The following is a 25,719-nucleotide window of genomic DNA, read 5'->3' as shown; positions in this document are numbered from 1 at the left end:
GGGAGATCAGCGCGATGCTAGGAGCCGCGCCGGCGGCCGTCTACCGGAGAAAGGGACAGGCGCTCAGCCGCGGCGCGCGCGCCAGCGGCGGGTGAGCGCGCCGCCCAGGGTGGCGGCGATGCCGAGGACGGCCACCCACACGCCCAGGCCGAAGCCGGGCGGCATCTCGCCGGAGGCTGGCGCGGCTGGCTCGGCCTGCAGCATCAGCATCAGGCCGCCCACCAGCAGCAGCGCGCAGCCCAGCCAGTACAGCCGGCGCTGGTGCCAGCTCTGGAACAGCGAATACAGCAGCGTGAAAACATACAGGACCAGCAGCGCGACGGCTGGGATCCAGTCGGAAGAAGGCGTGGACATCGGTCTGCGTCGTTTCGGGCGAAACTCGTATAGACCGGGTCGGCCGGGACTGGTTCGCCCGGCCGCACCCTTCTACCAGCTGCGGTAGGGGCGCTTGGACAGGTAGGCGTTGGTGTAGCGGCCGTCCTCGGTCACCTCCTCGCCCACCCAATCCGGCTTGGCGAACGGCGTGTCCTCGCTTGGCAGTTCGATCTCGGCCAGCACCAGGCCGGCGTTGTCGCCGAAGAACTCGTCCACTTCCCAGACGAAGCCGCCGTGTGCGATGCGGTGGCGCAGCTTGTCCACCACCATCGGGCACATCGCGCCCATGATGGTCTGCGCGTCGGCCAACGGGATCGCGTATTCAAACTCATGGCGGCTGACGTTGCTGATGTTGCTCTTCAGCGTCAGCCAGGCCTGCTCGCCCACTACCCGCACCCGCACGGTGCGCTCTTTCTCCACCGACAGGTAACCCTGCCGGTACTGCACGGCCGGCGCCAAGCCGCGCCAGCCGTCGCCGCTCACCACGAAGCGGCGTTCGATTTCCAATCCCATCGGGACATCCTCAAGTTAAGTCGGCGCGCGGCCTCAGAACGGCTTGACCACCACCAGGATCACGATCGCCAGCAGCGCCAGCACCGGCAGCTCGTTGAACACGCGGAACCAGACATGGCTCTTGCGGTTGCTGTGGGTGACGAAATCGCGGCCCAGCTTGGCGCAGTAGCCGTGGTAAGCCGCCAGCAGCGCCACCAGCGCCATCTTGGCGTGCAGCCAGCCGCCGGAGATGCCGAAATCCAGCCACAACAGCAGGCCGGTGCCGATCGCCAGCACGCCCAGCGGCGTCATGAAGCGAAACAGCTTCCTGGCCATCAGCAGCAGGCGGTCGTACTCCGCCGGCTGGCGCGCCATCGCCAGGTTGACGAATAGGCGCGGCAGATAGAACAGCCCGGCGAACCAGGACACCACGAAGAAGATGTGGAAGGCTTTCAGATACAGATAGCTCATGGTTTTCCCGTGGGCTGAAATGAGAGGGATCAGGACCAGGCCAGCCGCTGAGCCTTGGGCAGCCTGGCCAGCACCAGCTCGCGCGAGCGGGCGACGCCGCGGCGGATGTCATCCGGGCCCAGCGCCTCCAGCGAGGTCGCCTGCACCCAGCGCGCCCGCGCCAGATAAGGCGCCGGCCGCATGCCGGGCAGGCCGGACAGCGCCAGGAAGTCGTCGTCCGGCACCTTGTAGCTGAGCGCGCCGCCGCCGCAGATCAGGAACATCTTGCCGCCGATGGAAGCCACCCGCGCGCCGCCCCATTTGACGTCGTACTCGGCGCCGGGCAGCGCCAGGGCGGAGGCCAGGATGTCGTCGAGCAGGGCGGCGGCGAGCATGGCGCCTACTTGCGCTTGGCCGAGGCCAGGTACAGCGGCATCACCTGCGGAATGTGGGCCTGCAGGTCGCGAATGCGGGTGGGGCCGGACGGGTGGGTGGACAGGAACTCCATCCCGCCGCCGCCTCCTGCCTCCTGCATCTTCTGCCAGACATTGACCGCGGCATTGGGATCGTAGCCGGCGCGGGCCATCAGTTCCAGGCCCATGATGTCGGCCTCGGACTCCATGGCGCGGCTATGCGGCTTGGACAGCGTGACGTCGCCCACCAGCGAGGCCAGTTTCAGCTGGCTGTCGTTGAGGCCGACCAGCGCGCCCACCAGGCCCAGGCCCATCTGCTGCGCGTAGGCCTGGCTCATGTTCTCGCGGGTGTGCTCGCGCAGCGCGTGCGAAATCTCATGCCCGATCACGGCGGCCAGCTCGGCGTCGCTCAGCTTCAGCTTGTCGATCAGGCCGGTGTAGACCATGATCTTGCCGCCGGCCATCGCGTAGGCGTTCATGTCGCCGGTGGACAGCACGTTCACCTCCCAGCGCCAGTTGCGGGCGTCGGGACGGAAATTGGGCGCCTGGGCGATCAGCCGCTGCGAAATGCGGCGCACGCGCGCGGTCTGCGCGGCATTGGTGTTGAGGCGGCCGGCCGCGCGGGCTTTTTGCAGCTCCTGGGCGTAGGACTGGGCCGACATCTGCTCCACTTCCTGGCTGGACAGCAGCATGCTCTGGCTGCGGTTGACGCCCACCGCGCCGCCGGCGGTGGTGTTCACCTGGGCGCAAGCGGCCAACAGCAGGGCCAGCAGCGAGCCGCCCAGCCAGCGTTGCCATGGCCTGGCCATCAGATTTCCACCATCTGGAAATCGTCCTTGCGCGCGTCGCAATCGGGACAGGTCCAGTTGGGCGGCAAGTCTTCCCAGCGCGTGCCCGGCGGGATGCCGTCTTCCGGCCGGCCGGCTTCTTCGTCGTAGATGAAACCGCAGATCAGACACATCCAAGTACGCATCGCTTCGCCCTCGTGTTCGGATAAAATGGGTATTCTAAATCGTGCCACCGCAATAAAACAGAAGAGGTTCGCCCTTGACCACTCCTCCCTCCCCTCCCGTGGTGCTGAGCCTGGCCGGTTCCGACCCCTCCGGCGGCGCCGGCATCCAGGCCGACATCCTGACGCTGGCCAGCCTGGGCTGCCATCCGCTGTCGGTGATCACCGCCATTACGGTGCAGGATACCGTCGGCGTCAACGACTTGATGGTGCTGGACTCGGACTGGGTCAATGACCAGGCCCGTTTTCTGATGGAAGACATGCCGGTGGCGGCGTTCAAGATCGGCATGCTGGGCAGCGTGGAAAACGTCGCCGTGGTGTCGCAGCTGATCGCCGACTACCCGGACATCCCGGTGGTGCTTGACCCGGTGCTGGCCAGCGGCGGCGGCCACGAGCTGGCCGACGAAGACCTGATAGGCGCGATGCGCGACATGCTGATTCCGCAAGTGTCCATCCTCACCCCCAACAGTCTGGAGGCGCGCCGCCTGGCCAGCAGCGACCCGGACGAAGACGAGGAGCTGACGCTGGACCAGTGCGCCGAGCGCATCCTGGCGCTGGGCTGCCCTTATCTGCTGATCACCGGCACCCACGAAAACACCAAGGAAGTGGTCAACAGCCTGTACGGCCAGGACGGCGTGGTGCGCGCCGACCACTGGGACCGGCTGCCGGGCAGCTACCACGGCTCCGGCTGCACGCTGGCCTCGGCCATCGCCGGCATGCTGGCCACCGGCCTGTTGCTGCCGGAGGCGGTGCGCGAGGCTCAGGAATACACCTACCAGACGCTGGTCAACGGCTTCCGTCCGGGCATGGGCCAGTTCCTGCCGGATCGCATGTTCTGGGCGCGCGGCGACGACGAGGAGGAAGGCGATGCCGCCCAGGGTTGAAGGCCTGTACGCGATCACGCCGCAGTGCGACGACAGCGAGCGGCTGCTGGAGCTGGCCGCCGCCGCGCTGGACGGCGGCGCGCGCGTCCTGCAATACCGCGACAAGAGCGCCGACGCGGCGCGCCGGCTGTGGCAAGCGGATTTGCTGGCCGCGATGTGCCGCAGCCGCGGCGCGCTGTTCATCGTCAACGACGATGTCGAGCTGGCCAAGCGGGTGGGCGCCGACGGCGTCCACCTGGGTCGGGACGACGGCGGCATCGCCGCCGCGCGCGCGGCGCTGGGGCCGGAGGCGGTGATCGGCGCGTCATGCTACGACAGCGCGGCGCGCGCCCGCGCGGCGCTGGCGGACGGCGCCAGCTACGTCGCCTTCGGCGCGGTGTTTCCATCGGGAACCAAGCCCGGCGCGCCGGCCGCGCCCTTGTCGCTGTTCGCCGAAGCCGCGCCGCTGGGCGCGCCCATGGTGGCGATAGGCGGCATCACCCCGGCCAATGCGGCGCAGGTAGTCGCCGCCGGCGCCGACGCGATCGCGGTGATCGGGGGATTGTTCGACGCGGATGACGCGGCGGCAGCCGCGCGAACGCTGTCGGGGCTGTTCAGAGCACGGTGATGTCGGCCAGCCGGTAGCTGCCGGCGCGGTCTTCCTGGCAAAACACGCGGGCGCGCACGGTGACGGCGCGTCCCTTCAGCTTCGCCATGTCTTCCTGGCTCAACGCCAGGCTGCGCATGTCCTGCTCGCCGCAGGCGGCGCCGTCGTCCAGCCGCAAGGGCTGGTCCAGTTTCAGGTGATACGCCTGGAAGAATGTTCCCTCGGCCTTGTCTCCGGAACGCAAGGGGCCGATCACGGTGCCGTGGAGGGTGACGGCGGCGGATTCGCCGCTGAAGCGGAGGGCCTGGCCGGCGTGGCCGGCCAGGCTGGCCGCCAGCAAGAAGCCGGCCAGCGCGGTACTGCGGAGCTTACTCATCCCGATGATTGCTGCTTGAGTCCATTATTGTTCAGACTTGTGCCGCCATTTCACCAGCGATTCATCTGTCCGACAATCAGGGATATCCCGACCTTTCGCCAATGAAAAAGCCCCCATGCGATGACAGGGGCTTTTTTTCATGCGGATGGCCGGCTCAGGCGTTGACTCTGCGGTACAGCTGGATCAGCCGGCTGGTGGAGCTGTCGTGCTCGGCGCCGCCGAGCTTGCCGGTCAGCTCGGCGTGGATGGTCTTGGCCAATTGCTTGCCCAACTCCACGCCCCACTGGTCGAAGCTGTTGATGTGCCAGATCACGCCCTGGACGAAGATCTTGTGCTCGTACAGCGCGATCAGCGAGCCCAGGTTGCGCGGGTCCAGCCGGCTCATCAGCAGGGTGTTGGTCGGGCGGTTGCCGCCGAACACCTTGTGCGGCGCCAGCGCTTCCAGCGCCTCGCCCTTCAGGCCCTGCGCGGCGAGCTCGGCGCGCACTTCTTCGGCGGTCTTGCCCCGCATGAAGGCCTCGGCCTGGGCGAACACGTTGGCCAGCAGGATCTCGTGATGGCCGGGCAGGTTGGAGCGGTTCTCCAGCGAGGCGATCAGGTCGATCGGCGAAATGTGGGTGCCCTGGTGCAGCAGCTGGAAGAAAGCGTGCTGGCCGTTGATGCCGGTCTCGCCCCAGATGATGGGCGCGGTCTCGAAATCCACCGGCTGGCCGGACAGCGTCACCTGCTTGCCGTTGGACTCCATGTCCAGTTGCTGGATGAAGGCCGGCAGCCGGTGCAGGTACTGGTCGTACGGGGCGATGACATGGCTGCCGCCGCCGTAATAGTTGATGTACCAGACGCCTATCATCGCCAGCAGCACCGGCATGTTCTGCTCGAACGGCGCGTTCATGAAATGCTGGTCCATGATGTGGGCGCCGTTGAGCAGCTCGGTGAAGTTCTCCTCGCCCAGGTAGAGCATGATGGGCAGGCCGATGGCCGACCACAGGCTGTAGCGGCCGCCCACCCAGTTCCAGAATTCGAACATGTTCGCCGGGTCGATGCCGAACTCGGCCACGGCTTTCTGATTGGTGGACACGGCGACGAAGTGCTTGGCCACCGCGCCTTCGTCGCGGGCGTGCGACAGGAACCATTCGCGCGCGGTCAGCGCGTTGGTCAGCGTTTCCTGGGTGGTGAAGGTCTTGGATTCCACCACGAACAGCGTGGTCTCCGGATGCACCTTCTTCAGCGTTTCCTTCAGCTGCGCGCCGTCCACATTGGAGACGAAGTGCATGTTCAGCCGCGGATGGCCGAAGGGCTTGAGCGCGCTACAGACCATCAGCGGGCCGAGATCGGAGCCGCCGATGCCGATGTTGACGATGTCGGTGATCGGCTGCTTGGTGAAGCCCAGCCAATCGCCGGAGCGCACGGCGTGGGCGAACTTGCCCATCCGCTCCAGCACCGAGTTGACCTGGGGCATCACGTCCTCGCCGTCGACATGGATGGGCGAGTTGGTGCGGTTCCTGAGCGCCACGTGCAGCACGGCGCGGTCTTCGGTGCGGTTGATCTTCTCGCCCTTGAACATGGACTTGATGCGCGAGGGCAGGCCGGCTTCGCGCGCCAGCTCCATCAGGCCCAGCAGGGTGGCGTCGGTGATGCGGTTCTTGGAATAGTCGAGGAACAGTCCGCCCACTTCCAGCGAGTAGCGCTCGGCCCGCCCTGGGTCGGCGGCGAACAGGTCGCGCATGTGCAGGTGCTTGGCCTCGGCGAAGTGGTCCCACAGGGCCTGCCAGGCCGGAAGTTCGGTCAGTTCACTCATGATGTTTCGTCCTATTCCGGTTGTTTATTGTCCAGCCTGCGGTTTTTCAGGCTGTGCTTGGTTTTTTCCAGCTGGCGGATCAGGCCCGGTCCGCGGCGCAGGGCCACGCTGACCGCCAGGATGTCGATCTGAACCAGATGCACGATGCGCGAGATCATCGGGCTGTAGGTTTCGTTGTCCTCCAGCGTGTCGGCGATCAGGGACACGGTGGCGCGGCGCGCCAGCGGCGAGCCGCTGGTGGTCAGCGCGATCACGCGCGCGCCGGAGGCGATGGCCACATCCACCGCTTCCAGCAGTTCCATGGTGCGGCCGGAGCTGGAGATGGCCACCAGCACGTCGTCCGGACCCAGCACAGACGCCGCCATCATCTGGATGTGGGTGTCGGAATAGGCGACGGTGGGAATGCCGAAACGGAAGAACTTGTGCTGGGCGTCGGCGGCGATGATGCCGGAGTTGCCCAGACCGTAGAACTCGATGCGGTTGGCGTCGGTCAGCAGCCTCACCGCCGCCTCTATCGCCTGCGGATTGACGTCGTTGCGGCACTTCAGCAGCGCCGACACGGTGTTGTCGAACACCTTGGCCACGATCTCGGACGTCGGGTCTTCCGGCCGCACGCTGGAATGGACGTAAGGCACGCCGGTCACCAGGCTGCCGGCCAGCTTCAGCTTGAAGTCGGGCAGGCCGGAGCAGCCGACCGTGCGGCAGAAGCGGATCACGGTGGGCTGGCTGACGCCGGCGTTCTTGGCGATCTCGGCGACGGCGGCCTGGATCACGGTGTACGGCTGCTCCAGCACCAGATCGGCCACCTTGCGCTCGGCCGAGGACAGCTGTTCCAGTTGGCCGCGAATGCGATCAAGCATGCATGTCTCCTGCTGTGCCGCCGCGAGGAGGGGTGGACGCCGCCACCGGGGCGCGCGGCGCCAGATGGTCCGCCAGATGGGCGGCCACGCCCGGCAAGGCCGGGTAGGCGCTGGTAATCAGATATACCGGGATGTCGGCCAGGTAGGCCGACATCCGTCCCTTGTCCTCGAAACGGCGGCGAAATGGGGATTGTTCAAAAAAACCGCTCAAACGCGGCACAATACCACCACCTATGTATACCCCGCCACGGGCGCCGAGGGTCAAGGCCAGATTCCCGGCCGCCGAACCCAGCAATCCGCAGAAGATTTCCAGCGTTTCGCGGCAGCGCGCGTCGGCGCCGGACAAGCCGCGGGCGCTCACTTCGGCCGGCGCCAGTTCAGCCTCGCCGGCCCCGTCCAGCGCGCACAGCGCCTGGTGCAACAGGCTGAGGCCGGAGCCGGACAGCAGCCGCTCGTGGGAGACGTGGCCGAAGCGGGCGGACGCGTAGCGCCAGATGCCTACCTCGCGCTCGTTGGCCGGCGCGAACGAGGTGTGGCCGCCCTCGCCGGACAGCGCGCGCCAGCCGCCCTGGTGCGGCACCAGCGCCGACACGCCCAGTCCGGTGCCGGGACCGATCAGCGCCAGCGGCGCATCCGGCCGCCCTTCGCCGCCTCCTATTTGCGAGAGTTCGCCGCGCGGCAGCCGGGGCAGGGCCAGCGCCAGCGCGGTGAAGTCGTTGAGCAGCAGCAGCGTGGTCAGGCCCAGCGCGCGGCGCGTCGCCTCGATCGAGAACCCCCAGCGGCAATTGGTCATCTGCACCCAGTCGCCGTTCAGCGGATTGGCGATGCCCATGGCGGCGTGGGCGACGCGGCGCGCGCCGGTTTGCGCCAGATAGTCGCGCAGCGCGGCCTCCAGCGTCGGGTAGCGGTCGTTGGGCAGCGTCAGGATGTCTTCTATCACCCCGGGCGCGGTTTCCAGCGCGAAGCGCGCGTTGCTGCCGCCGATGTCGGCCAGCAGCCGCGGCCAGGCTTCAGGCAGACCAGTAGACATCGAGCGGCGCCTTGTCCTGGGCCAGGAAATGGCTGATCGGCAGCGCGTCGTCGGGGCCGCGGGCGGCCGCTTCCAGCACCTCGCGCTTCTTCGCGCCCTGGATGGACAGGATCAGGCAGCCGGATTGCAGCAGCGCGGCGTAGCTCAGCGACACGCGGCGGTGCGGCGCGGTTTGCGGCGTCACCGCCAGGAAGGGCGCCGGGTTGGCCGGGTCCAGGCCGGCGGCCAGTTCCGGCGCGCCGGGGAACAAGGACGCGGTGTGGCCGTCCTCGCCCATGCCCAGGATGGCGACGTCCGGCGCGATGAAGTCGCGGTTGTCGGCCGCCAGTTCGGCGTCGATGTTGGCGACGGCGCGCACCAGCGGCAGGAAGCGCGCCGGCGCCGCGCGGCCTTGCAACAAGTGCTCGCGCACCAGCGCGCCGTTGCTGTCGGCGTGGTCCGGCGCGACGAAGCGCTCGTCCACCAGGGTGACGGTGACCCGGTCCCAGTCTATCGCCATCTCGGACAACAGCTTGAACAGCGGGATGGGCGACTTGCCGCCGGACACCGCCAGCACCGCCTGGCCGCGGCTGCTGATCGCGGCGGAAAGCCGTGAGGCGACGCTGTTGGCCAGCGCGTCGGTCTGTTGCGCGGCGTCGGGAAATTCCAACCAGTTCATTCGCGTACCTCGGTCGTTTTGTTGGCGTGGTGCGTCACCCTAATGGAGCGACCCACCGATGTTTGGTCTTGTTCCGTAGGGTGCGTCACCCCGAAGGGGCGACGCACCGCTGGGCGACGCGCCAATCAGGAACTCAGCACTCCTCGTGCCAGCTGATGCCGTCGCGCGACAGCAACGCGCTGGACGCGGCCGGGCCCCAGCTGCCGGCGGTGTACTGCTTGGGCGGATTGTTGCTGCTGGCGGCCCAGGTATCCATGATGGGCTCCACCCAGCGCCAGGCCTCGATCAGCTCGTCGCGGCGCATGAACAGCGCCAGCTTGCCGCGGATCACATCCAGCAGCAGGCGCTCGTAGGCGTCGGCGCGGCGCACCTTGAAGGCCTTGTAGAAGTCCAGGTCCAGGTAGGCCGGCTGCAGGCGCATGGTGTCGCCCGGCTCCTTGGCCAGGAAGTACAGGCGGATGCTTTCGTCCGGCTGCAGGCGGATCACCATGCGGTTGGCGTGGTGGCAGCCGCCCAGCGGGCCGGAAAACACCTGGTGCGGCACGTCGCGGAAGTTGATCACGATCTCGGCCAGACGCTCCTGCATCCGCTTGCCGGTGCGCAGGAAGAAGGGCACGCCGGCCCAGCGCCAGTTGTCGATCTCGGCCTTGATGGCGACGAAGGTTTCGGTCTGGCTGTGCTCCGGAATGCCGGCCTCTTCCAGATAACCCACCGCCGGCTGGCCGCCGCTGGCGCCGGCCTTGTACTGGCCGCGCACGGTCTTGGTGGCCACTTCCTGCTCGGTGAACGGGCGCAGCGCCTTCAGCACCTTCAGCTTCTCGTCGCGGACGGCGTCGGCCTCCAGGTTGGCCGGCGGCTCCATGGCCACGATGCACAACAGCTGCAGCAGGTGGTTCTGCACCATGTCGCGCAGCGCGCCGGTGCCGTCGTAGAAATCGCCGCGGCTGCCGACGCCCAGCTCTTCCGAGATGGTGATCTGCACATCGTGTATCCACTCGCGGCGCCACAGCGGCTCGAACAGCGCGTTGGCGAAGCGGATGGCCATCAGGTTCTGCACCGACTCCTTGCCCAGGTAGTGGTCGATCCGGTACAGCTGCTCTTCCACGAAGAAGCGGGCGACGTCGTCGTTGATCTCGTTGGAGGAGTCAAGGTCGGTGCCCAGCGGCTTTTCCAGCACCACGCGCACATTGCCGCGGTTGAGGCCGACGGCGGCCAGGTTCTCGCAGATGCCGGCGAACAGATTGGGCGCGGTGGCCAGGTAACAGACCACCACCTTGCCGGCGTCGTCGCCTATCTTCTCGGCCAGCGCCGGATAGTCCGCAGCCTGGGAGGCGTCGACGCGCAGATAGTCGATGCGGTCGCAGAAGCTCTTCCACGCCGCGTCGTCGAAGTGGCTCTTGATATGGATGCGGGATTGCTTCTCGACGGAGGCCAGGTAATCGTCGCGGCTCAAATCCTTGCGGCCCAGCGCCAGAATGCGGCCCTGCTCGTTGAGCAGGCCGGCGTTGTGGGCCTGATATAATGAGGGCAGCAGCTTGCGCATCACCAGGTCGCCGGCGCCGCCGAACAGCACCATGTCGAAGGCCGGGGTAGGGTTAGAACGAGTCTCCATCCTGATCTTCCATCTCGAAGTGTAGTTAGATGTAGTTATATTACCATCCGCCATCGCGCTGTCTACGTCGCTACAGACGATGTGGCCGCTTTTGCAACACCATTTGTCTTGGCTCAAAATTCCGCTACTTACGCTGGAAATCCTTGAGAAGAAATAGGATAGTCACCCTGAGCCGCCGCTGGCGGGTCGTAGCGAACCTTGCTTTTTGAGTGTAGTAAAACTACCATCAGTTTCAAATCCAACACGGAACGTCATCATGGCTTTGCATCCCACCCTGTCCGCCGTTACCGACCGCATCATCGCGCGCAGCCGCGCGCGCCGCGACGCCTACCTGGCCCGCGTGCGCGCCGCCGCCCAGCAGGGCCGGGTGGAACGCGCCCAGCTGTCCTGCACCAATCTGGCCCACGCCTTCGCGGCGATGCCGGACACCGTCAAGATCCACCTGAAGGAAGAGCATCGCGCCAACCTGGCCATCGTCTCCTCCTACAACGACATGTTGTCGGCCCACCAGCCGCTGGCCGCCTTCCCGGCCTGGCTGAAGGAAGCCGCGCTGGCCGCCGGCGCCACCGCCCAGTTCGCCGGCGGCGTGCCGGCGATGTGCGACGGCGTGACCCAGGGCCTGCCGGGCATGGAGCTGTCGCTGTTCAGCCGCGACGTGATCGCGATGAGCACCGCGGTGGCGCTCAGCCACCAGATGTTCGATGCCGCATTGTATCTGGGCGTGTGCGACAAGATCGTTCCTGGTTTGATGATAGGCGCGCTAACCTTCGGCCACCTGCCGGCGGTATTCGTTCCCGCCGGACCGATGACCACCGGCATCGCCAACGATGAAAAAGCCAAAGTGCGCCAACTGTACGCCGAAGGCAAAGTGGGCCGCGACGCGTTGCTGGAGTCGGAATGCCAGTCCTACCACGGTCCCGGCACCTGTACCTTCTACGGCACCGCCAATTCCAACCAGATGCTGATGGAGATCATGGGCCTGCACCTGCCGGGCGCCGCCTTCGTCAACCCGAACACGCCGCTGCGCGAAGCGCTGACCCGCGCCGCCGCCGTTCAGGGCAAGCAGATCGCCGCCCAGGGCGAGCAGTTCACCCCGGTGGGCGAGATGATCGACGAGAAATCCATCGTCAACGCCATCGTCGGCCTGCTGGCCACCGGCGGCTCCACCAACCACACCATGCACATCGTCGCCATCGCCCGCGCCGCCGGCATCGATGTCAACTGGGACGATTTCGACGAACTGTCGGCCATCATCCCGCTTTTGGTGCGCGCGTATCCGAACGGCAAGGCCGACGTGAACCACTTCCATGCCGCCGGCGGCATGGGCTTCGTGATCCGCGAGCTGCTGTCGGCCGGCCTGCTGCACGAAGACGTGGGCACGGTGGTGGGCCGCGGCCTGTCGCATTACACCCGGGAGCCGTGGCTGGACAACGGCGAGCTGAAATGGCGCGACGCGCCGGCGGTCAGCGGCGACGACAGCGTGCTGCGCCCGGCGTCCAATCCCTTCTCCGCCGACGGCGGCCTGAAGCTGATGGCCGGCAATATCGGCCGCGCGGTGATCAAGGTGTCGGCAGTGAAGCCGGAACACCGCGTGGTGGAAGCGCCGGCGGTGGTGTTCCACGACCAGAACGACATGCTGGCGGCGTTCAAGCGCGGCGAGCTGGAAAAAGACTTCGTCGCTGTGATCCGCTTCCAGGGCCCGCGCGCCAACGGCATGCCGGAGCTGCACAAGCTGACCCCGGCGCTGACCATCCTGCAGGAGCGCGGCTTCAAGGTGGCGCTGGTCACCGACGGCCGCATGTCCGGCGCGTCCGGCAAGGTGCCGGCCGCCATCCACGTGTCGCCGGAGGCTTTGTCCGGCGGCGCCATCGGCAAGGTCCGCGACGGCGACCTGATCCGCGTCGACGCGCACACCGGCGAGCTGTCCGCGCGGGTGGACGCCGCGGAATGGGATGCGCGCGAGCAGGCGCAGGCCGACCTGTCGCACAACGATTACGGCATGGGCCGCGAGCTGTTCGCGGTGTTCCGCCACGGCGCCGACGAGGCCGAGGCCGGCGCGATGAGCTTCCGCCACCCGGCCTGGAACTGAGCGCGGATCCCATCATTCAGCAAGGCGGCGCGGACCGAGCGCCGTCCGCCAACAGGAGATAGAAATGGATGCATTGTCTGTACTGCGCCAGGGCCCGGTGGTTCCGGTGATCATCGTCAACGACGCCGCGGTGGCGGTGGACTTGGCCCGCGCGCTGGTGAACGGCGGCATCAAGGTGCTGGAAGTGACGCTGCGCACCAAGGCGGCGCTGGCTGCGATGCGCCGCATGCGCGACGAAGTGCCGGAAGCCATCGTCGGCGCCGGCACGCTGCGCAACCGCGCCCAGTTGGAGGCGGCGGTGGACGCCGGCGCGCAGTTCGGCATCAGCCCGGGCTTCTCCGGCGAGCTGGCCTCGGCGGCGCGCGCGTCCAGCCTGACGCTGATCCCCGGCATCGCCACCCCGTCGGAAGCGATGTGGGCGCAGGACGAAGGCTTCAACACGCTGAAGCTGTTCCCGGCCGAGGCGGTGGGCGGCGTCAAGCTGTTGAAGTCGCTGGCCAGCCCCTTCCCGGACCTGCGCTTCTGCCCGACCGGCGGCATCGACATCAAGAAAGCGCCGGAATACCTGGCATTGCCCAATGTGCTGGCCGTGGGCGGCAGCTGGCTGACGCCGGACGACGCCATCGCCGCCCGCGACTGGGACCGCATCACCGCGCTGGCCCGCGAGGCCTGCCAGCTGAGCGCCGGCTAAGCACCCCGCTGCCGCTGCATCGATGCCGCCCACGGGCGGCATTTTTCATTGCCGCGCTTGGGCTTGGCGGCGCAGGACCCGGAGCTTGCTCAGGCGAACACCCGCTCGGCCATGTGGTCGATGAAGGCGCGCAGCCGAGGCGGCATCGTCGGCGTCGCCGGCCACAGCAGATACAGGTTTCCGCTGCGCGCCACCGTGGGCGCGTCCAGTTGCGCCAGCGCGCCGGCGGCCAGCTCGCGCCGGATGGAGAAGTCCGGCAGGCAGACGATGCCCATGCCGCGCACGGCCAGATCGATCAGCGCCTCGCCGGTATTGCAGCTGGCGCTGACCGGCGGCGAGGCGTCCTCCCCCTCGGCGTCCAGCAGCGGCCATGGCAGCAGCTTGCCGCTGTGGGGCAGCCGGTAATGCAGGCAGCGGTGGTGTTGCAGATCGCGCGCGGTCCGCGGCGCGCCGTATTCGGCCAAGTAGCCGGGCGAGGCCAGCAGCCGCATGTGGTAGCTGCCCAAGCGCCGCGCGGCCAGCCGGGAATCCCCGGGCTCGCCGCCGCGCACCACCACGTCGAAGCCCTCGCCTATCACGTCCACCAGCCGATCGCTGTAGTCTAGGTCCAGCGCCACCTGCGGATAGCGGCGCATGAAGTCGGCCAGATGCGGCGTCAAGAGCCCGCTCTCGTGCGGCACGCCCACCTTCAGCCGGCCGCTGGGCGCGGCCAGGCCCTGCTGCAGCTCGCGCTCGGCGGCTTCCGCCTCTTCCAGGATGCGCAGGCAGCGCGCCAGGTATTGCTGCCCTTCGGCGGTCAGCGCCAGCCGCCGCGTGCTGCGGTGGACCAGCCGCGCGCCCAGCCGCTGCTCCAGCCGCGCCAGCCCCTTGCCCACCGCCGACGCCGACAGGCCCAGCTGGCGGCCGGCCGCCACCAGGCTGCCCTGGCGCGCGATCTGGGCGAACAGCTCGATTCCGCTCATTCTGTCCATGGTTTTCTCTGAATTGCGGAAATAAATTCCGTTATGAGCGGCATGCTAACCCATTTATCTGTCATGGACGCGCTTTTAGCATGGGGGTCTGACATCACGAAGAGCTTTGCCATGCCGATAACAAAAGTCCGTTCCGGGCGCGACGGCGCGCCGCCGCTGCCCGCCGCCATCTATCTGCTCAGCCTGTGCATTTTCGCGATGGCCACTTCGGAATTCATGGTGGCCGGCATGATGCCGTCGCTGGCGACGGCCTTCCGCGCCTCGCTGGCCGATGTCGGCAATCTGGTGTCCGCCTTCGCCGCCAGCGTGGTGGTCGGCGGGCCGCTGCTGACCTGGCGGCTGCGCGCGGTCCGGCGCAAGCCGGCGCTGCTCGGCCTGCTGGCGGTGTTCCTGGCCGGCCAGCTGATCGGCGCGACGGCCGACGGTTATCCGCAGATGCTGGCGTCGCGCATCGTCTGCGGCATCGCCCAATCGGCCTTTTTCGGCGTGGCCCTGGCGCTGGCCGGCGAGCTGGTGGGCATGGATCGCATCGCCCGCGCCGCCGGCCTGGTGTTGAACGGGCTGATGCTGGCGTCCGTCGCCGGCCTGCCCCTGGCGACCTTGCTGGATCAGCGCTGGGGCTGGCGCTTGTCCTTCTGGCTGGTCGCGGGCCTGGTGGGTTTGGCCATGCTGGGCATCGCCGCCTTGACGCCGGCCGGCCTTGCGCCGGCGCGCCAGGAGGCGGGAGAGGAAATGCGCGCGCTGGCCAAGCCGGCCTTGTGGGCGGCCTATTTGTCCAGCGGACTGATCATAGGTTCGGTGTTCGCCGTCTTCACCTATCTCGCGCCCTTATTCCTGCAGGTCAGCGGCTTCGCCGCTCCCAGCGTGCCCTGGCTGTTCGGCCTCTACGGCGCGGCCACGGTATTGGGCAATCTGCTCACCAGCCGGCTCGCCGACCGCCACACCCTCCGCGTGCTGCAAGCCGGCATCCTGACCCTGCTTGTTACGATGCTGGCTTTGGCCCAGGGCGCGCAATGGCAGGCGCTGACGGCGGCGGCGGTGTTCCTGCTGGGCGCGGCCGGCCTGCCGATGAATCCGGCCATGGTGGCGCGGGTAGTGAGGACTGGCGGCAGCGGCGCGATGGCGAACAGCCTGCACATGGCGGTGATCAATCTGGGTCTGATGTTCGGCGCCTGGGCCGGCGGCCTGTGCCTGGACGCCGGCCTGGGCCTGCGCGCGCCCTTGTGGCTGGGCGCGGCGCTGGCCTTGCTGGCTTGGTTCAGCCTGGGCCTGGACAGGCGCGGCGACAGCTGGCAGGCCAAGGCCAGCCCGGCGGAGGTGTCGGTTTGATGGAGGTTTCGCTTAATGGGGGCGCAGCGAGCGGCGGATCACCCCGTGAACGGGGCATCCGCCCTACTCGAAATCCTCAACCGTAGGGCGGAATCCCGGCAAAGCCGGGAGTTCCGCCAAGCCATGCCCATCTTGGCAATACCCGGGGTGCGCGGTTGTTAGTTTTCAACTAGCGGAAGCAAGTGGGCCTTGGCTTCGTTGAATGCGCGGACGACGTGGCGCTGGAGATAGATTCCCTGCGAGCCAAAGAAAAAGCATATGTCGTCATGGTATTTTGATGATTGCTCAAAATCCCCGATTTTTAACAAACTCGCTTGACCGAAGACCACGTTGAAGGTTGCCTTCATGCCCTCCTCGATGTAGTGATTCTCAGAGTCTGGGTGGCAAAGCGCGTCCCTCACGTACTTTATGAGGTGGGTGACATCTTTGATTTTCTCGGTCTGCTTGACGTCGTCGGCGAAAGCAATGCGTCGACCGAGCTTTTCGGACTTGTACATCAGGTCACGAAGAGCGATGAGAAGCTCGATGAATGCAGCCCGAAAGAGCACATGACGAGAATTGGTCGGCTGGAATATGCCGCAGGCAAGCAACTCATCTATCCGCAGGATTGAGCTTTCGATGTCAGATTTTGTGTGAAAGTCCACGGCGCTGTTTCCTTCCCTTGAACGCTAATGCTAGACGTAAGCTGCCGCCAGAGCTGCGCAGCAATGGAGGGAACCCAAAGCGCAGCTTTGGGCTGTCACGTTGACCGAAAGGTTAGGCGCTTTTTTCATGCCGATTTTCCGAAGTAACCCGCTGAATTGAGAAAACTTCTAATTGCGCCAACCAGACCCCATAAGGACCAAAGCCACCGTGATGATGAAACTTGCGCTCGGGTGAAGGATTGGATGTGGTTTGAACAATGCCATGCACTCGAACTCTTTTTCCAAGCCAATGAGCAAGAGCAGAATGATTGGGCTGAATGCTCCCATTGCCAAAAGCTAGCCAAACACTAGATCGATAGATTGGGCCACTAACTTCGTCATTCGCACGGCGCTCAGACTTTGGATAGTGAAGAAGCTCATAGCCCTCAGGCTGCACGTTAAGAATGCCCTCGACTTCAATTGGATTGCCTCGTGTTGAGGGCAGCTCATCTAGCAATTGATTCACAGAGCGGTGCATGTAACAGCGCCTAACTTGTAATTAGCCACCCGAAACGTCAGGTGAAAACCACCAGATTGTGGTGCATAAAAATTATGCCGTCAAAATTTTGATATTAAAATCATGGCAATGCCAGCCCGTGTGATTCTTGCAAGGACCTAAACTCGGACGAAACACACCACTTGCCTGGAGCGGTGTCTTGCACCACGGATCATTGATTGATGTTTTGTGAGTTGGCCACAGTACGCGGGCGCGCGCTACAGCTGGCGGACCACCGCCAACTCGCCCGGCCGGCCCAGGAAGAAGCCCTGATACAGCTCCACGCCGAGCGCGCGCATCGCTTCCAGCTGCTCGGCGGTTTCTATTCCTTCAACCAGCATCCGGCTGCCGATCTGCCAGCCGAATTCCAGCAGCGCCGGCAGTCTTTGCGTCTGGCCCGCCATGTGGTCCAGCAGCAGGCTGCGGTCGATCTTGATGATGTCCGGGCTCAGCTCGCCCATCCTGTCGCGGCGGGCGGGCAGCGCGCCGAAATCGTCCACCGCCAGGCCGAAGCCCATTTCCGCCGCGTGGCGCATGCCGTTCAGCAGCGGCTGGCCGTGGTGCTCCACCTCGAATTCCGGCAACTCGAAGATCACGCCGCCGCTGTCCAGCTCCACGCTTTGCAGCATGCTGCTCAGCAGCGGCAGGTGGGTGCGGCCGCTCTGGTCTTCCTGCACCGTGGCCGGCATCAGGTTCAGGCACAGGCAGCCGCCCTGGCCGCTCTGGGCGAAGTTGCGCACGTGGATCAGCCGCGCCAGGCGGTCGGCCTCCAGCGCCATGTCCGGCGCCAGCGAGGCGAGGAAGCGGTCAGGCGCATGCCATTCGCCGCCCTCGTCCACCACGCGCAGCAGCGCCTCGTGGCCGAACAGGCTGCCGCCTTTGTAAAAAATGGGCTGGAACGCGCTCAGGAAGCGATAGCCGGCCAGGCTGGCGCAGTAGCGGCCGGAAGCGTCGCGGAACAGCATGCTGCCCGCCTGCGCGCCGAGAGTGGGCTGCATGAAGCACCTGCCTTGGCGGGGGTCCGATGCTTCAGCATAGCAAAAACACTTAGCGGAATCGGGGACGCTAACAAAAGCTTGCACAGTATTCCGGACCCGCGCGGCGCGGGATTCGGGCCGGATCGACGGCCCTTATTCCGCGATGTGCAGCTGGGTGCCGCACTCCTGCATGATGCGGGCGATGCCCGCCGGCACCGGCTTGTCGGTGAACAGCGCGGCGACCTGGGACAGCCGGCCCAGCTCCACCAGCGCCGGGCGGTCGAACTTGCTGTGGTCGGCCGCCAGGAACACCTGGCGCGACTGCTGGATGATGGCCTCGGTGGTGCGCACCTCGCGGTAGTCGTAATCGCGCAGCGTGCCATCGGATTCGATGCTGGACACGCCGATGATGCCGTAGTCGACGCGGAACTGGCGGATCATCTGCACCGTCGCTTCGCCGGTCAGGCCGCGGTCACGCTTGCGCAGCGAGCCGCCCAGCACGATCACCTCGCAGTCCGGGTAGTCGCACATCTGCTCGGCCACGTGCAGATTGTTGGTGATCACCCTCAGGCCGCGGTGGCGGTGCAGCGCCTTGGCCACCTCTTCGGTGGTGGTGCCCAGATTGATGAACAAGGACGCGTTGTCCGGGATGTGCCGCGCCAGGCTGGCGGCGATGCGCCGCTTCTCCTCGATGCACAGCACCTGCCGCGCCTGATAGGCGACGTTTTCCACGCTGGACAGCACGCTGGCGCCGCCATGGTAGCGCTGCAGCTGCTGGTGCTCGGCCAAGAGCGAAATGTCGCGGCGTATGGTCTGGCGGGTGACGGCGAAATGGTCGGCCAGCTTTTCCACGCTGACGTAGCTTTCGCGCTTCACCATGTCCAGCAGTTCTTGTTGTCTTTGGTTCAGGATCAGCATGCTGGTTGGATTCTCCCTTTGCCGGGGATTGTAAGCGATTTGCTCTAATCGAGCAGCGCGGCCGCAGCGTCGGCGATGGCCAGGCAACTGGTCAGCCCCGGGGATTCGATGCCGAACAGGTTGACCAGGCCCGTCACGCCATGCGCTGGCGGACCCTGGATGACGAAATCCGCGTCCGGCTGGCCGGGGCCGGCGATCTTGGCGCGAATGCCGGCGTAGCCGGGCGCCAGCGCGCCGTCCGGCAGCTGCGGCCACCAGCGCCGAACGGATTGGCAGAAGGCGTCGGCTCGAGCGGGGTCGATGCGGTAGTCCACGCCGGCCACCCACTCCACGTCCGGGCCGAAACGCGCCTGGCCGCCCAGGTCCAGCGTCAGATGGCTGCCCAGGCCGCCCGGCTCCGGCAGCGGATAGATCAGCCGCGAGAACGGCGCGCGGCCCTGCAGCGAGAAATAGACGCCGCGCGCGTAATGGGCCTGGGGAATGGTTTCCGGCGGCAAGCCCGCCAGCGAGCGGGCGACATCGGGCGCGAACAGGCCGGCGGCGTTGACCACCTTGTCCGCCAGCAGCGCCATGCCGGCGACGCGCAGCGCGATGCCGTCTGCGGTGACCGCGCCGCCCTCCAGCGGCGAGCCCAGCGCCAGCTGCGCGCCGGCGGCCTCGGCGTCGCCCAGCAAGGCCAGCATCAGCGCGTGGCTGTCTATGATGCCGGTGGACGGCGACAGCAGCGCAGCGGCGCAATCCAGCGCCGGCTCCAGCGCATGGGCCTGGTCGGCAGAGAGCCGCTGGACATCATTCACGCCATTGACGCGCGCCTGCTTTTCCAGCGCGTCCAGCTTGGCCAATTGCCCTGCGTGGCTGGCGACGATCAGCTTGCCCAGCCGCCGGTGAGGAATCGCACGCTCGGCGCAATAGCGGTACAGCTGGTCGCGTCCAGCCACGCACAGCTTCGCCTTCAGGCTGCCGGCCGGGTAGTACAGGCCGGCGTGGATCACCTCGCTGTTGCGGCTGGAGGCGTGCTGGCCTATCGCCTGCTCCGCTTCGACGATCACCACCTCGCGCCCGGCCTCGGCCAGCCTCTTGGCCACGGCCAGGCCGACCACGCCGGCGCCGATCACGACGGTGTCTATCCTGTCCATCTGCCTGTCCTCATGCCTGGGCGCGCCGCATCGCGACGCGGTTGCGCAGCCCGGCCGCCGCCTCGGCGCGCAGCTGGTCCGCCAGCGCGCTGCCGGCCGGCGGCTCGAATTCCATAAAGCCGTGGCGGCGGTAGAACGGCGCGTTCCACGGCAGATGGGCGAAGGTGGTGAGCGTGACGGCGGCGCAGCCGCGCAGCCAGGCCTGGGCCAGCGCGTGCCGCAGCAGCGCCGAGCCGATGCCGCGGCGGGCGTGGTCCGGGTCCACGTCCATCTCGGACAGATGCAGCTGGCCGTCCGCGATCTCCGCCAGCGCGAAGCCGACCACCCAGCCCGCGTCGTCCGCCACCCACAACAGGCCGGCGTCGCGGGCGGCGCTCAGGGTCTCGGCCGGCAGCGTGCGCTCGGACAGGGCGGACGGCAGATCGTCCGGGGAAAACAGCCGCGCGGCGCGGCGTTCTATCCGCGCCAGCAGCGGCAGCTCGGCCGCCTCGGCCGGGCGGATCAGCAAGCCGTTTTCTATCATGTGGTCCTCAGTTGTTCGGCGGCCAGCGCGCCCAGCCGGGCGATGGCCGCCTGCTGCGCCGCGTCCCAAGGCTGGCCGAAGTTCAGCCGCAGGCAGTGGCGGAAGCGGGGCTCGGCCGAGAACAGCATGCCCGGCGCGAAGCTGATCGACTCCTTCAGCGCCGCCTCCAGCAGCCGGCCGCTGTCCAGGCGCTCCGGCCCCTCCACCCACAGCAACAGCCCGCCCTGCGGCCGCCGCAGCCGGGTGCCGCGCGGGAAAGCGGCCAGCGCGGCGTCGGCCACCCGCTCCATCTGCTCGGCCAGCCGCGCGCGCAGCCGTTGCGAGATGCGCGCGTAGTCGCCGCTGGCCAGCAAGTCGCCCAACGCGCCCAGCAGCAGCGCCGGGCTGACCAGGCTGCTGCTGGCGCGCAGCCGCTCCAGCGCCGCGTGGTGGCGGCCGCCGGACAACCAGCCCAGCCGGAACGACGGCGCCAGGCTCTTGGTGAACGACGCGCAGTAGATCACGTCGCCGTCGCGGTCCCAGGCTTTCAGCGGCGTCGGCCGGCGCTTGCCGAAGTACAGCTCGCCGAACACGTCGTCCTCGATGACGGCGATGCCGTGGCGGCGCGCCAGCGCCAGCAGCCGCTTCTTGTTGTCGTCCGGCATCAGCGCGCCGGTGGGGTTCTGGTAATTGGTCACCGTCACCAGGCAGCGCACCTGCGGGCCGTATTGCAGCGCGAATTCCAGCGCCTCCAGCGACAGCCCGGCGTCCGGCGTGCAGGGAATCTCCAACGCCTTCAGTCCCAGCGCCGCCAGCGTCTGCAGCAGGCCGAAATACACCGGCGTCTCCACCGCCACCGTGTCGCCGGGCCGGGTCAGATGGCGCAGCGCCAGGCTGATGCCCTCGGTGATGCCGTTGCAGAACAGGATCTCGTCCGGCTTCACCTCCAGCTGCCAGCCGGACGCCATCTGCCGCAGCTGCAGGCATAGCCGCTGGTGGCGGGCGGCCGGCAGATAGGCGCCGATCAGCTCCGGCTGGCGCAGCAGCGTCTGCTGCAGCCGCCGCGCCAACTCCGCCGACGGGTACAGGCTGTGGTGGGCCTCGGCCATGTGCAGCTGCACCGCCACGTCCGACGCCGACAGCGCCACCAGCTGCGACATGCGGCTGTCCACGTCCACCAGCGTGGCAGGCGACGGCAGCGCGGGCGCCTGGGCCAAGCCCTCGGCGCGCGCCGGCAAGGCGGCGTAGAAGCCGGCGCGCGGCCGGGCCACCACCCGCTGCTTCTGCTCCAGCCAGCGGTAGGCGGCCAGCGCGGTCAGGCTGTTGACGCCGTGATGGGCGGCCAGTTGCCGCACCGAGGGCAGCTTGCCGCCGGGCGGGAATTCGCCGGCGTCCAGACGGGCCTGCAGCAGCCGGGCGATGTCCTGGTATTGCGGCATGGGCTTAGTCGACGATGAACAGCTTGGCGCCATGCGGCGCGCGGGAGCGATGAGCCTCGGCCCGATCCGCCACCTGGTAGCTCATGCCGGGGCTGAGGACGAAGACGCGGCCGTCGTCCAGCTCGGTGTGCAGCTCGCCCTCCAGGCACAGCAGGATATGGCCCTTCTCGCACCAGTGGTCGGCCAGGTAGCCGGCCGTGTATTCCACCATCCGCACCCGGATGTCGCCGAACTGGCGGGTGCGCCAGCAGGCGCGGCCCTGCTCGCCGGGATGCTCGGTCGCGGGGACATCGGTCCAGTCGGTGACGCCGAAGGGAATGCCGGTCAGCTGCATGCGGGGCTCCTGAGGATGGCTGTTATATAGAACAGATGCGGTCCAGCATAAACTGTTTGGCCCGCTTGTGGGAGCCCGCGCCAAGGCGGGCGTGGCACGCTGGCGACATTGGTTTTCATCAGGAGAGTCGCCATGTGGCAAACCCTGCGGCGCGACGCCGCCCCTTCCACCCTGCTGGCCGCCGTTCTGGCCCTGCTGGTCGGCTATTCCGGCCCCTTTTTGATCATCGTCCACGCCGCGCAGTCGGCCGGCCTCAGCGAGCCGCAACTGGCGTCCTGGGTGTGGGCGGTGTCCATCGGCTCCGGGGTGGCCGGCGCCTGGCTCAGCTGGCGCTGGAAAGCGCCGGTGATCACCGCCTGGAGCACGCCTGGCGCGGCGCTGCTGCTGACCGCGCTGCCCGGCACGCCTTACCCGGAAGCGGTGGGCGCCTTCCTGGCCGCCGCCGCCATCGTCACGCTGGTGGGCGTCAGCGGCATGTTCGACCGGCTGATGCGGCTGTTTCCGCCGGCGCTGGCGGCGGCGCTGCTGGCCGGCATCCTGTTCCGCTTCGTCGGCGACGTGGTGGCCGAGGCGGCGCGCGATCTGGCGCTGGTGCTGCCGATGGCGGCGCTGTTCTTCATCGGCCGGCGCCTCTTCCCGCGCTGGGCGCTGCTGGCGGCCATCGCCGCCGGCGTGGCGCTGAGCCTGGGACAGATCCACGCGCCGGCCGCCGGCAGCTGGCAAGGCCTGGCCGCCCCGCTGTTCACCCCGCCGGCGTGGTCGTGGAGCGCCTTCGTCAACCTGGCCCTGCCGCTGGCCCTGCTGGCGCTGACCAGCCAATTCCTCCCCGGCATGGCGGTGCTGCGCGCGTCCGGCTACGACTTGCCCGCCCGTTCGCCGGTGACGACGCTGGGCGTCGCCTCCCTGCTGACCGCGCCGCTGGGCGGCCACGGCGTCACGCTGGCGGCCATCATCGCCGCCATCTGCACCGGGCCGGAATCCCATCCGGACCGCAGCCGCCGCTACGTGGCCGGCCTGTTCTGCGGCCTGCTCTACATCGGCCTGGGCCTGATGGGCGGCGCGCTGGCCGCCTGGGTGCTGCTGCTGCCCAAGGCGCTGGTGGTGGCCGCGGCCGGGCTGGCGCTGTTCGGCACGCTGGCGTCGTCGCTGGGCGCGGCGCTGGCCGACGGCGAACACCGCGAGGCGGCGCTGCTCACCTTCGTGGTGGCGGCTTCCGGCGTCAGCATCGCCGGCCTGGGCGCGCCGCTGTGGGCGATGTTGGCCGGCGGCCTGCTGTGTCGGCTGCTGAGCCCGGTCAAACCCGCGCCGCAAAAGGCCGCAAAGGCCGCCGCGCGCTAAGGCCGCGGCTGGCCGGCCGGGGCCGCGCGTGATAACTTAGGCGGTTGAATCTACCCGCGGCGGCTCGCCTGGCCGCCAAGCGGCACAAGGAGAAAACATGTTCGCCCCTTCCGTCTACGCCCAGCGCCGCGCCGGTCTCCAGCAAGCCGGCCTGAACGGCCTGCTGCTGTTCGTCGGCAACGTCGACTCGCCGATGAACTACCACGACAACACCCTGCCCTTCGTGCAGGACTCCAGCTTCCGCTACTTCTTCGGCCTGAACGAGCCGGGCCTGGCCGGCGTCATCGACGCCGACAGCGGCGAAGCGACGCTGTTCGGCAACGACCCGGACGTGGCCGACATCGTCTGGACCGGCCCGCTGCCGTCCCTGGCCGAGCGCGCGGCGAAAGCGGCGCTGGAGCGGAGCCGCCCGTACGCCGAGCTGGCGCAAGCGGTGGCCGAGGCCCGCGCCGCCGGCCGTCCGGTGCGCTACCTGGCGCCCTACCGCGGCGAAACGATGATCGAGATGGGCCGCCTGCTGGACACGCATCCGGCCCAGGTGAAGGCGGGCTTCTGTCCCGAGTTGACCCGCGCGGTGGTGGAGCTGCGCGAGATCAAGGGCGAAGAAGAGATCGCCGAGATGGAAGCCGCGCTGGGCGTCACCCACGCCATGCACATCGCCGCGATGCAGAACGCCAAGCCCGGCGTGGTGGAATACCAGGTGGTGGGCATCATGGAAGGCATCATGCGCCGCCACGACTGGCAGCTGGCCTATCCGTCCATCTTCTCCAAGCGCGGCGAAGTGCTGCACAACCACCACCACGACCACGTGCTGCAACAGGGCGACCTGGTGCTGAACGACACCGGCTGCGCCAGCGGCGGCGGCTACGCCAGCGACATCACCCGCACTTTCCCGGTGGGCGGCAAGTTCTCCACCCGCCAGCGCGAGCTGTACGATATCGTGCTGGACATGCAGCTGTCGGCCATCGACGCCATCCGCCCCGGCGTCAAATACCTGGACGTGCACAAGCTGTCCGCCCGCGTGATGGTGGAGCACATGCTGCGCCTGGGCTTCTTCCGCGGCGACGCGCATGAGATCGTCGAATCCGGCGCCTACGCCATCGCCTTCCCGCACGGCCTGGGCCACCAGATCGGCATGGACGTGCACGACATGGAAGCGCTGGGCGAGGACCTGGTGGGCTACGGCGACGGCACCACCCGCAGCCCGCTGTTCGGCATGGGCTATCTGCGCCTGGGCAAGGCATTGAAGGCCGGCATGGTGCTGACCGTGGAGCCGGGCCTTTATTTCATCCCGGCGCTGATCGACGCCTGGGAGAAGGAAGGCCGCCACAGCCAGTACATCGACTTCGCCAAGTTCCGCGAATACGCCGACTTCGGCGGCATCCGCATCGAGGACAACGTGCTGGTGACCGCCGACGGCAGCCGCGTGCTGGGCGAGCCCATCCCGAAGACGGTGGACGAAGTGGAAGCGGTGATGGACGTGTAAGCCATCCTGCCGCGCGCCGAGAAACGCCCCGCCCCGCGGGGCGTTTTCGCATCCGCCGCTCGGATTGACCGGCCGGCCGCGGCGGCGACACAATGACGTCAGTCTATTTCGCGCCAGCCCGCCATGCCCCTTCCGCCGCAGATCGGCCCGCGCGCCAGATTCCTGTCAGACCAAGCGGCAGGCATCGCCACCCAGGGAGACACCGATGACCACCCAGCCTGATTTTTCCGCCATCCCGTTGCTCGCCGACGCCGCCAACCGCTACCCCTGGCAGGATTGCCGCAGCCGGCCGCTGCCGCCCGGCGCGCCGGCGGCCGACGCCGCCAGCCTGTTGCGCGCCTTTTCCGCCGCGATGCCGCTCTGGGCCCGCGCGCTGATGATCCTGCGCGACCGGCTGGTGTCGCCGTTGGGCCTGAAAACCGCCCAGGCGGCCTCTACTTCCGTCGAGTCTTTTCATGTCGGCCAGCAACTGGGCGTGTTCCGCGTGCTGCATCTGGGCGAGCGCGACGCCGTGCTGGGCGAGGACGACCGCCATCTGGATTTCCGGGTGGTACTGCAGTGGCAGCCGGAGCGCTTGCATGTGAGCACGCTGGTGCGCCCGCACAATGCGCTGGGAAAGACGTATCTGGCAACGGTGACGCCGTTTCATCATTTGATTGTGGCGGCGAGCATGAGGCGGATGGCGCGGGTGTTGGGGCGGGGAGTTTAGGCGTGTAGGGTGCGTCACCCCGTAGGGGCGGCGCGCCGTTTTGGGTGTTGTGTCCGCTACGCGGATGATGGATTTTGA

General features: G+C 67.7%; 29 protein-coding genes. 8 read left to right on the top strand and 21 right to left on the bottom strand.

The genetic code is table 11. The features are described from left to right. Window positions 1–63 precede the first annotated feature (63 nt). The 6 genes from DK842_RS08730 to DK842_RS08705 form a co-directional block, all read right to left on the bottom strand. Complete coding sequence (locus DK842_RS08730) at window positions 64–354, bottom strand: hypothetical protein (RefSeq protein WP_114061111.1); 291 nt, start codon at window positions 352–354, stop codon at window positions 64–66. 72 nt (window positions 355–426) lie between these two features. Continuing rightward, a complete protein-coding gene (locus tag DK842_RS08725; RefSeq protein ID WP_114061110.1) occupies window positions 427–888 on the bottom strand; it encodes a CYTH domain-containing protein in 462 nt (153 codons plus the stop codon). 33 nt (window positions 889–921) lie between these two features. Then, entirely contained in the window at window positions 922–1,338 is a 417-nt protein-coding gene (locus tag DK842_RS08720) for a CopD family protein (RefSeq protein ID WP_114061109.1), read from the bottom strand. A 29-nt stretch (window positions 1,339–1,367) separates the two neighbouring features. Next, on the bottom strand, window positions 1,368–1,712 hold the full coding sequence (locus tag DK842_RS08715; protein ID WP_114061108.1) for an MmcQ/YjbR family DNA-binding protein: 345 nt from the start codon (window positions 1,710–1,712) through the stop codon (window positions 1,368–1,370). A gap of 5 nt (window positions 1,713–1,717) precedes the next feature. Continuing rightward, window positions 1,718–2,539 (bottom strand): M48 family metallopeptidase, encoded by an 822-nt coding sequence (locus DK842_RS08710; protein WP_114061107.1) that lies wholly within the window; start codon window positions 2,537–2,539, stop codon window positions 1,718–1,720. Continuing rightward, entirely contained in the window at window positions 2,539–2,703 is a 165-nt protein-coding gene (locus DK842_RS08705; RefSeq protein ID WP_011133707.1) for a rubredoxin, read from the bottom strand. Before DK842_RS08705 ends, DK842_RS08710 begins: the two co-directional genes overlap by 1 nt. Window positions 2,704–2,777: 74 nt before the next feature. Between DK842_RS08705 and thiD the strand changes: the two genes are divergently transcribed. Beyond that, window positions 2,778–3,623, top strand: coding sequence for a bifunctional hydroxymethylpyrimidine kinase/phosphomethylpyrimidine kinase (gene thiD / locus DK842_RS08700; RefSeq protein WP_114061106.1), 846 nt, complete (start codon window positions 2,778–2,780; stop codon window positions 3,621–3,623). After that, window positions 3,607–4,230 carry a thiamine phosphate synthase gene (gene thiE, locus DK842_RS08695; protein WP_114061105.1) on the top strand — a complete coding sequence of 208 codons (624 nt, stop codon included), beginning with the start codon at window positions 3,607–3,609 and terminating at the stop codon, window positions 4,228–4,230. Before thiD ends, thiE begins: the two co-directional genes overlap by 17 nt. Here thiE and DK842_RS08690 read toward each other — a convergent pair. From DK842_RS08690 to zwf, 6 genes are all read right to left on the bottom strand, one after another. Then, window positions 4,217–4,585, bottom strand: a complete 369-nt coding sequence (locus DK842_RS08690; protein ID WP_114061104.1) for a hypothetical protein — start codon at window positions 4,583–4,585, stop codon at window positions 4,217–4,219. The genes thiE and DK842_RS08690 overlap by 14 nt on opposite strands. A gap of 154 nt (window positions 4,586–4,739) precedes the next feature. Beyond that, window positions 4,740–6,383 (bottom strand): glucose-6-phosphate isomerase, encoded by a 1,644-nt coding sequence (gene pgi / locus DK842_RS08685; protein ID WP_114061103.1) that lies wholly within the window; start codon window positions 6,381–6,383, stop codon window positions 4,740–4,742. An 11-nt stretch (window positions 6,384–6,394) separates the two neighbouring features. Then, complete coding sequence (gene hexR, locus DK842_RS08680; RefSeq protein ID WP_114061102.1) at window positions 6,395–7,243, bottom strand: transcriptional regulator HexR; 849 nt, start codon at window positions 7,241–7,243, stop codon at window positions 6,395–6,397. Beyond that, a complete protein-coding gene (locus tag DK842_RS08675) occupies window positions 7,236–8,273 on the bottom strand; it encodes a glucokinase (protein WP_114061101.1) in 1,038 nt (345 codons plus the stop codon). Before DK842_RS08675 ends, hexR begins: the two co-directional genes overlap by 8 nt. After that, window positions 8,254–8,931, bottom strand: coding sequence for a 6-phosphogluconolactonase (pgl, locus tag DK842_RS08670; protein ID WP_114061100.1), 678 nt, complete (start codon window positions 8,929–8,931; stop codon window positions 8,254–8,256). The genes DK842_RS08675 and pgl overlap by 20 nt, the downstream gene beginning before the upstream one ends. Before the next feature lie 133 nt (window positions 8,932–9,064). Further along, a complete protein-coding gene (zwf, locus tag DK842_RS08665; RefSeq protein ID WP_114061099.1) occupies window positions 9,065–10,543 on the bottom strand; it encodes a glucose-6-phosphate dehydrogenase in 1,479 nt (492 codons plus the stop codon). Between the two features lie 256 nt (window positions 10,544–10,799). Between zwf and edd the strand changes: the two genes are divergently transcribed. Continuing rightward, window positions 10,800–12,632 (top strand): phosphogluconate dehydratase, encoded by a 1,833-nt coding sequence (edd, locus tag DK842_RS08660; protein WP_114061098.1) that lies wholly within the window; start codon window positions 10,800–10,802, stop codon window positions 12,630–12,632. A 64-nt stretch (window positions 12,633–12,696) separates the two neighbouring features. Then, on the top strand, window positions 12,697–13,323 hold the full coding sequence (locus DK842_RS08655; RefSeq protein ID WP_021478905.1) for a bifunctional 4-hydroxy-2-oxoglutarate aldolase/2-dehydro-3-deoxy-phosphogluconate aldolase: 627 nt from the start codon (window positions 12,697–12,699) through the stop codon (window positions 13,321–13,323). Between the two features lie 89 nt (window positions 13,324–13,412). On the opposite strand, the gene DK842_RS08650 is transcribed toward DK842_RS08655, so the two are convergent. Continuing rightward, a complete protein-coding gene (locus DK842_RS08650; RefSeq protein WP_114061097.1) occupies window positions 13,413–14,294 on the bottom strand; it encodes a LysR family transcriptional regulator in 882 nt (293 codons plus the stop codon). Window positions 14,295–14,405: 111 nt separating this feature from the next. Here DK842_RS08650 and DK842_RS08645 point away from each other — a divergent pair, with 111 nt between their 5' ends. Beyond that, the gene (locus DK842_RS08645) at window positions 14,406–15,623 is read left to right on the top strand and encodes an MFS transporter (protein WP_232538637.1); all 1,218 of its coding nucleotides are present in this window, start codon (window positions 14,406–14,408) and stop codon (window positions 15,621–15,623) included. A gap of 158 nt (window positions 15,624–15,781) precedes the next feature. On the opposite strand, the gene DK842_RS08640 is transcribed toward DK842_RS08645, so the two are convergent. From DK842_RS08640 to DK842_RS08610, 8 genes are all read right to left on the bottom strand, one after another. Beyond that, window positions 15,782–16,267, bottom strand: a complete 486-nt coding sequence (locus tag DK842_RS08640; protein WP_114061096.1) for a hypothetical protein — start codon at window positions 16,265–16,267, stop codon at window positions 15,782–15,784. 112 nt (window positions 16,268–16,379) lie between these two features. After that, complete coding sequence (locus tag DK842_RS22955; RefSeq protein WP_145963998.1) at window positions 16,380–16,784, bottom strand: hypothetical protein; 405 nt, start codon at window positions 16,782–16,784, stop codon at window positions 16,380–16,382. A gap of 236 nt (window positions 16,785–17,020) precedes the next feature. Beyond that, entirely contained in the window at window positions 17,021–17,800 is a 780-nt protein-coding gene (locus DK842_RS08635; RefSeq protein WP_114061095.1) for an EAL domain-containing protein, read from the bottom strand. A 132-nt stretch (window positions 17,801–17,932) separates the two neighbouring features. Beyond that, complete coding sequence (locus tag DK842_RS08630; protein WP_114061094.1) at window positions 17,933–18,697, bottom strand: DeoR/GlpR family DNA-binding transcription regulator; 765 nt, start codon at window positions 18,695–18,697, stop codon at window positions 17,933–17,935. 44 nt (window positions 18,698–18,741) lie between these two features. Continuing rightward, the gene (locus DK842_RS08625; RefSeq protein WP_114061093.1) at window positions 18,742–19,833 is read right to left on the bottom strand and encodes an NAD(P)/FAD-dependent oxidoreductase; all 1,092 of its coding nucleotides are present in this window, start codon (window positions 19,831–19,833) and stop codon (window positions 18,742–18,744) included. A gap of 10 nt (window positions 19,834–19,843) precedes the next feature. Next, window positions 19,844–20,356 (bottom strand): GNAT family N-acetyltransferase, encoded by a 513-nt coding sequence (locus DK842_RS08620; protein WP_114061092.1) that lies wholly within the window; start codon window positions 20,354–20,356, stop codon window positions 19,844–19,846. Beyond that, a complete protein-coding gene (locus tag DK842_RS08615; protein WP_114061091.1) occupies window positions 20,353–21,774 on the bottom strand; it encodes an aminotransferase-like domain-containing protein in 1,422 nt (473 codons plus the stop codon). The genes DK842_RS08620 and DK842_RS08615 overlap by 4 nt, the downstream gene beginning before the upstream one ends. A gap of 4 nt (window positions 21,775–21,778) precedes the next feature. After that, window positions 21,779–22,108 carry a DHCW motif cupin fold protein gene (locus DK842_RS08610; protein ID WP_114061090.1) on the bottom strand — a complete coding sequence of 110 codons (330 nt, stop codon included), beginning with the start codon at window positions 22,106–22,108 and terminating at the stop codon, window positions 21,779–21,781. Between the two features lie 132 nt (window positions 22,109–22,240). Here DK842_RS08610 and DK842_RS08605 point away from each other — a divergent pair, with 132 nt between their 5' ends. From DK842_RS08605 to DK842_RS08595, 3 genes are all read left to right on the top strand, one after another. Further along, entirely contained in the window at window positions 22,241–23,446 is a 1,206-nt protein-coding gene (locus DK842_RS08605; protein ID WP_114061089.1) for a benzoate/H(+) symporter BenE family transporter, read from the top strand. 97 nt (window positions 23,447–23,543) lie between these two features. Then, window positions 23,544–24,932, top strand: coding sequence for an aminopeptidase P family protein (locus tag DK842_RS08600; RefSeq protein ID WP_114061088.1), 1,389 nt, complete (start codon window positions 23,544–23,546; stop codon window positions 24,930–24,932). A 205-nt stretch (window positions 24,933–25,137) separates the two neighbouring features. Next, complete coding sequence (locus tag DK842_RS08595) at window positions 25,138–25,641, top strand: DUF2867 domain-containing protein (protein ID WP_114061087.1); 504 nt, start codon at window positions 25,138–25,140, stop codon at window positions 25,639–25,641. Window positions 25,642–25,719: the final 78 nt, after the last annotated feature.

It is taken from the genome of Chromobacterium phragmitis (genome assembly GCF_003325475.1).
In the GTDB taxonomy this organism is placed as follows: Bacteria; Pseudomonadota; Gammaproteobacteria; order Burkholderiales; family Chromobacteriaceae; genus Chromobacterium; species Chromobacterium phragmitis.
This window is presented reverse-complemented; position numbering and strand designations above follow the sequence as displayed.

Bases quoted from the DNA above. Each gene is read 5' to 3' on its own strand.
- zwf (WP_114061099.1), bottom strand. From the start codon at position 10,543: ATGGAGACTCGTTCTAACCCTACCCCGGCCTTCGACATGGTGCTGTTC.
- pgl (WP_114061100.1), bottom strand. From the start codon at position 8,931: ATGAACTGGTTGGAATTTCCCGACGCCGCGCAACAGACCGACGCGCTG.
- DK842_RS08690 (WP_114061104.1), bottom strand. From the start codon at position 4,585: ATGAGTAAGCTCCGCAGTACCGCGCTGGCCGGCTTCTTGCTGGCGGCC.
- DK842_RS08595 (WP_114061087.1), top strand. From the start codon at position 25,138: ATGACCACCCAGCCTGATTTTTCCGCCATCCCGTTGCTCGCCGACGCC.
- DK842_RS08650 (WP_114061097.1), bottom strand. From the start codon at position 14,294: ATGGACAGAATGAGCGGAATCGAGCTGTTCGCCCAGATCGCGCGCCAG.
- edd (WP_114061098.1), top strand. From the start codon at position 10,800: ATGGCTTTGCATCCCACCCTGTCCGCCGTTACCGACCGCATCATCGCG.
- thiE (WP_114061105.1), top strand. From the start codon at position 3,607: ATGCCGCCCAGGGTTGAAGGCCTGTACGCGATCACGCCGCAGTGCGAC.
- DK842_RS08655 (WP_021478905.1), top strand. From the start codon at position 12,697: ATGGATGCATTGTCTGTACTGCGCCAGGGCCCGGTGGTTCCGGTGATC.
- DK842_RS08605 (WP_114061089.1), top strand. From the start codon at position 22,241: ATGTGGCAAACCCTGCGGCGCGACGCCGCCCCTTCCACCCTGCTGGCC.
- DK842_RS08725 (WP_114061110.1), bottom strand. From the start codon at position 888: ATGGGATTGGAAATCGAACGCCGCTTCGTGGTGAGCGGCGACGGCTGG.
- DK842_RS08645 (WP_232538637.1), top strand. From the start codon at position 14,406: ATGCCGATAACAAAAGTCCGTTCCGGGCGCGACGGCGCGCCGCCGCTG.
- DK842_RS08615 (WP_114061091.1), bottom strand. From the start codon at position 21,774: ATGCCGCAATACCAGGACATCGCCCGGCTGCTGCAGGCCCGTCTGGAC.
- DK842_RS08675 (WP_114061101.1), bottom strand. From the start codon at position 8,273: ATGTCTACTGGTCTGCCTGAAGCCTGGCCGCGGCTGCTGGCCGACATC.
- DK842_RS08705 (WP_011133707.1), bottom strand. From the start codon at position 2,703: ATGCGTACTTGGATGTGTCTGATCTGCGGTTTCATCTACGACGAAGAA.
- DK842_RS08730 (WP_114061111.1), bottom strand. From the start codon at position 354: ATGTCCACGCCTTCTTCCGACTGGATCCCAGCCGTCGCGCTGCTGGTC.
- DK842_RS08600 (WP_114061088.1), top strand. From the start codon at position 23,544: ATGTTCGCCCCTTCCGTCTACGCCCAGCGCCGCGCCGGTCTCCAGCAA.
- DK842_RS08630 (WP_114061094.1), bottom strand. From the start codon at position 18,697: ATGCTGATCCTGAACCAAAGACAACAAGAACTGCTGGACATGGTGAAG.
- DK842_RS08715 (WP_114061108.1), bottom strand. From the start codon at position 1,712: ATGCTCGCCGCCGCCCTGCTCGACGACATCCTGGCCTCCGCCCTGGCG.
- DK842_RS08710 (WP_114061107.1), bottom strand. From the start codon at position 2,539: ATGGCCAGGCCATGGCAACGCTGGCTGGGCGGCTCGCTGCTGGCCCTG.
- DK842_RS22955 (WP_145963998.1), bottom strand. From the start codon at position 16,784: ATGCACCGCTCTGTGAATCAATTGCTAGATGAGCTGCCCTCAACACGA.
- hexR (WP_114061102.1), bottom strand. From the start codon at position 7,243: ATGCTTGATCGCATTCGCGGCCAACTGGAACAGCTGTCCTCGGCCGAG.
- DK842_RS08635 (WP_114061095.1), bottom strand. From the start codon at position 17,800: ATGCAGCCCACTCTCGGCGCGCAGGCGGGCAGCATGCTGTTCCGCGAC.
- DK842_RS08610 (WP_114061090.1), bottom strand. From the start codon at position 22,108: ATGCAGCTGACCGGCATTCCCTTCGGCGTCACCGACTGGACCGATGTC.
- DK842_RS08625 (WP_114061093.1), bottom strand. From the start codon at position 19,833: ATGGACAGGATAGACACCGTCGTGATCGGCGCCGGCGTGGTCGGCCTG.
- pgi (WP_114061103.1), bottom strand. From the start codon at position 6,383: ATGAGTGAACTGACCGAACTTCCGGCCTGGCAGGCCCTGTGGGACCAC.
- DK842_RS08620 (WP_114061092.1), bottom strand. From the start codon at position 20,356: ATGATAGAAAACGGCTTGCTGATCCGCCCGGCCGAGGCGGCCGAGCTG.
- DK842_RS08720 (WP_114061109.1), bottom strand. From the start codon at position 1,338: ATGAGCTATCTGTATCTGAAAGCCTTCCACATCTTCTTCGTGGTGTCC.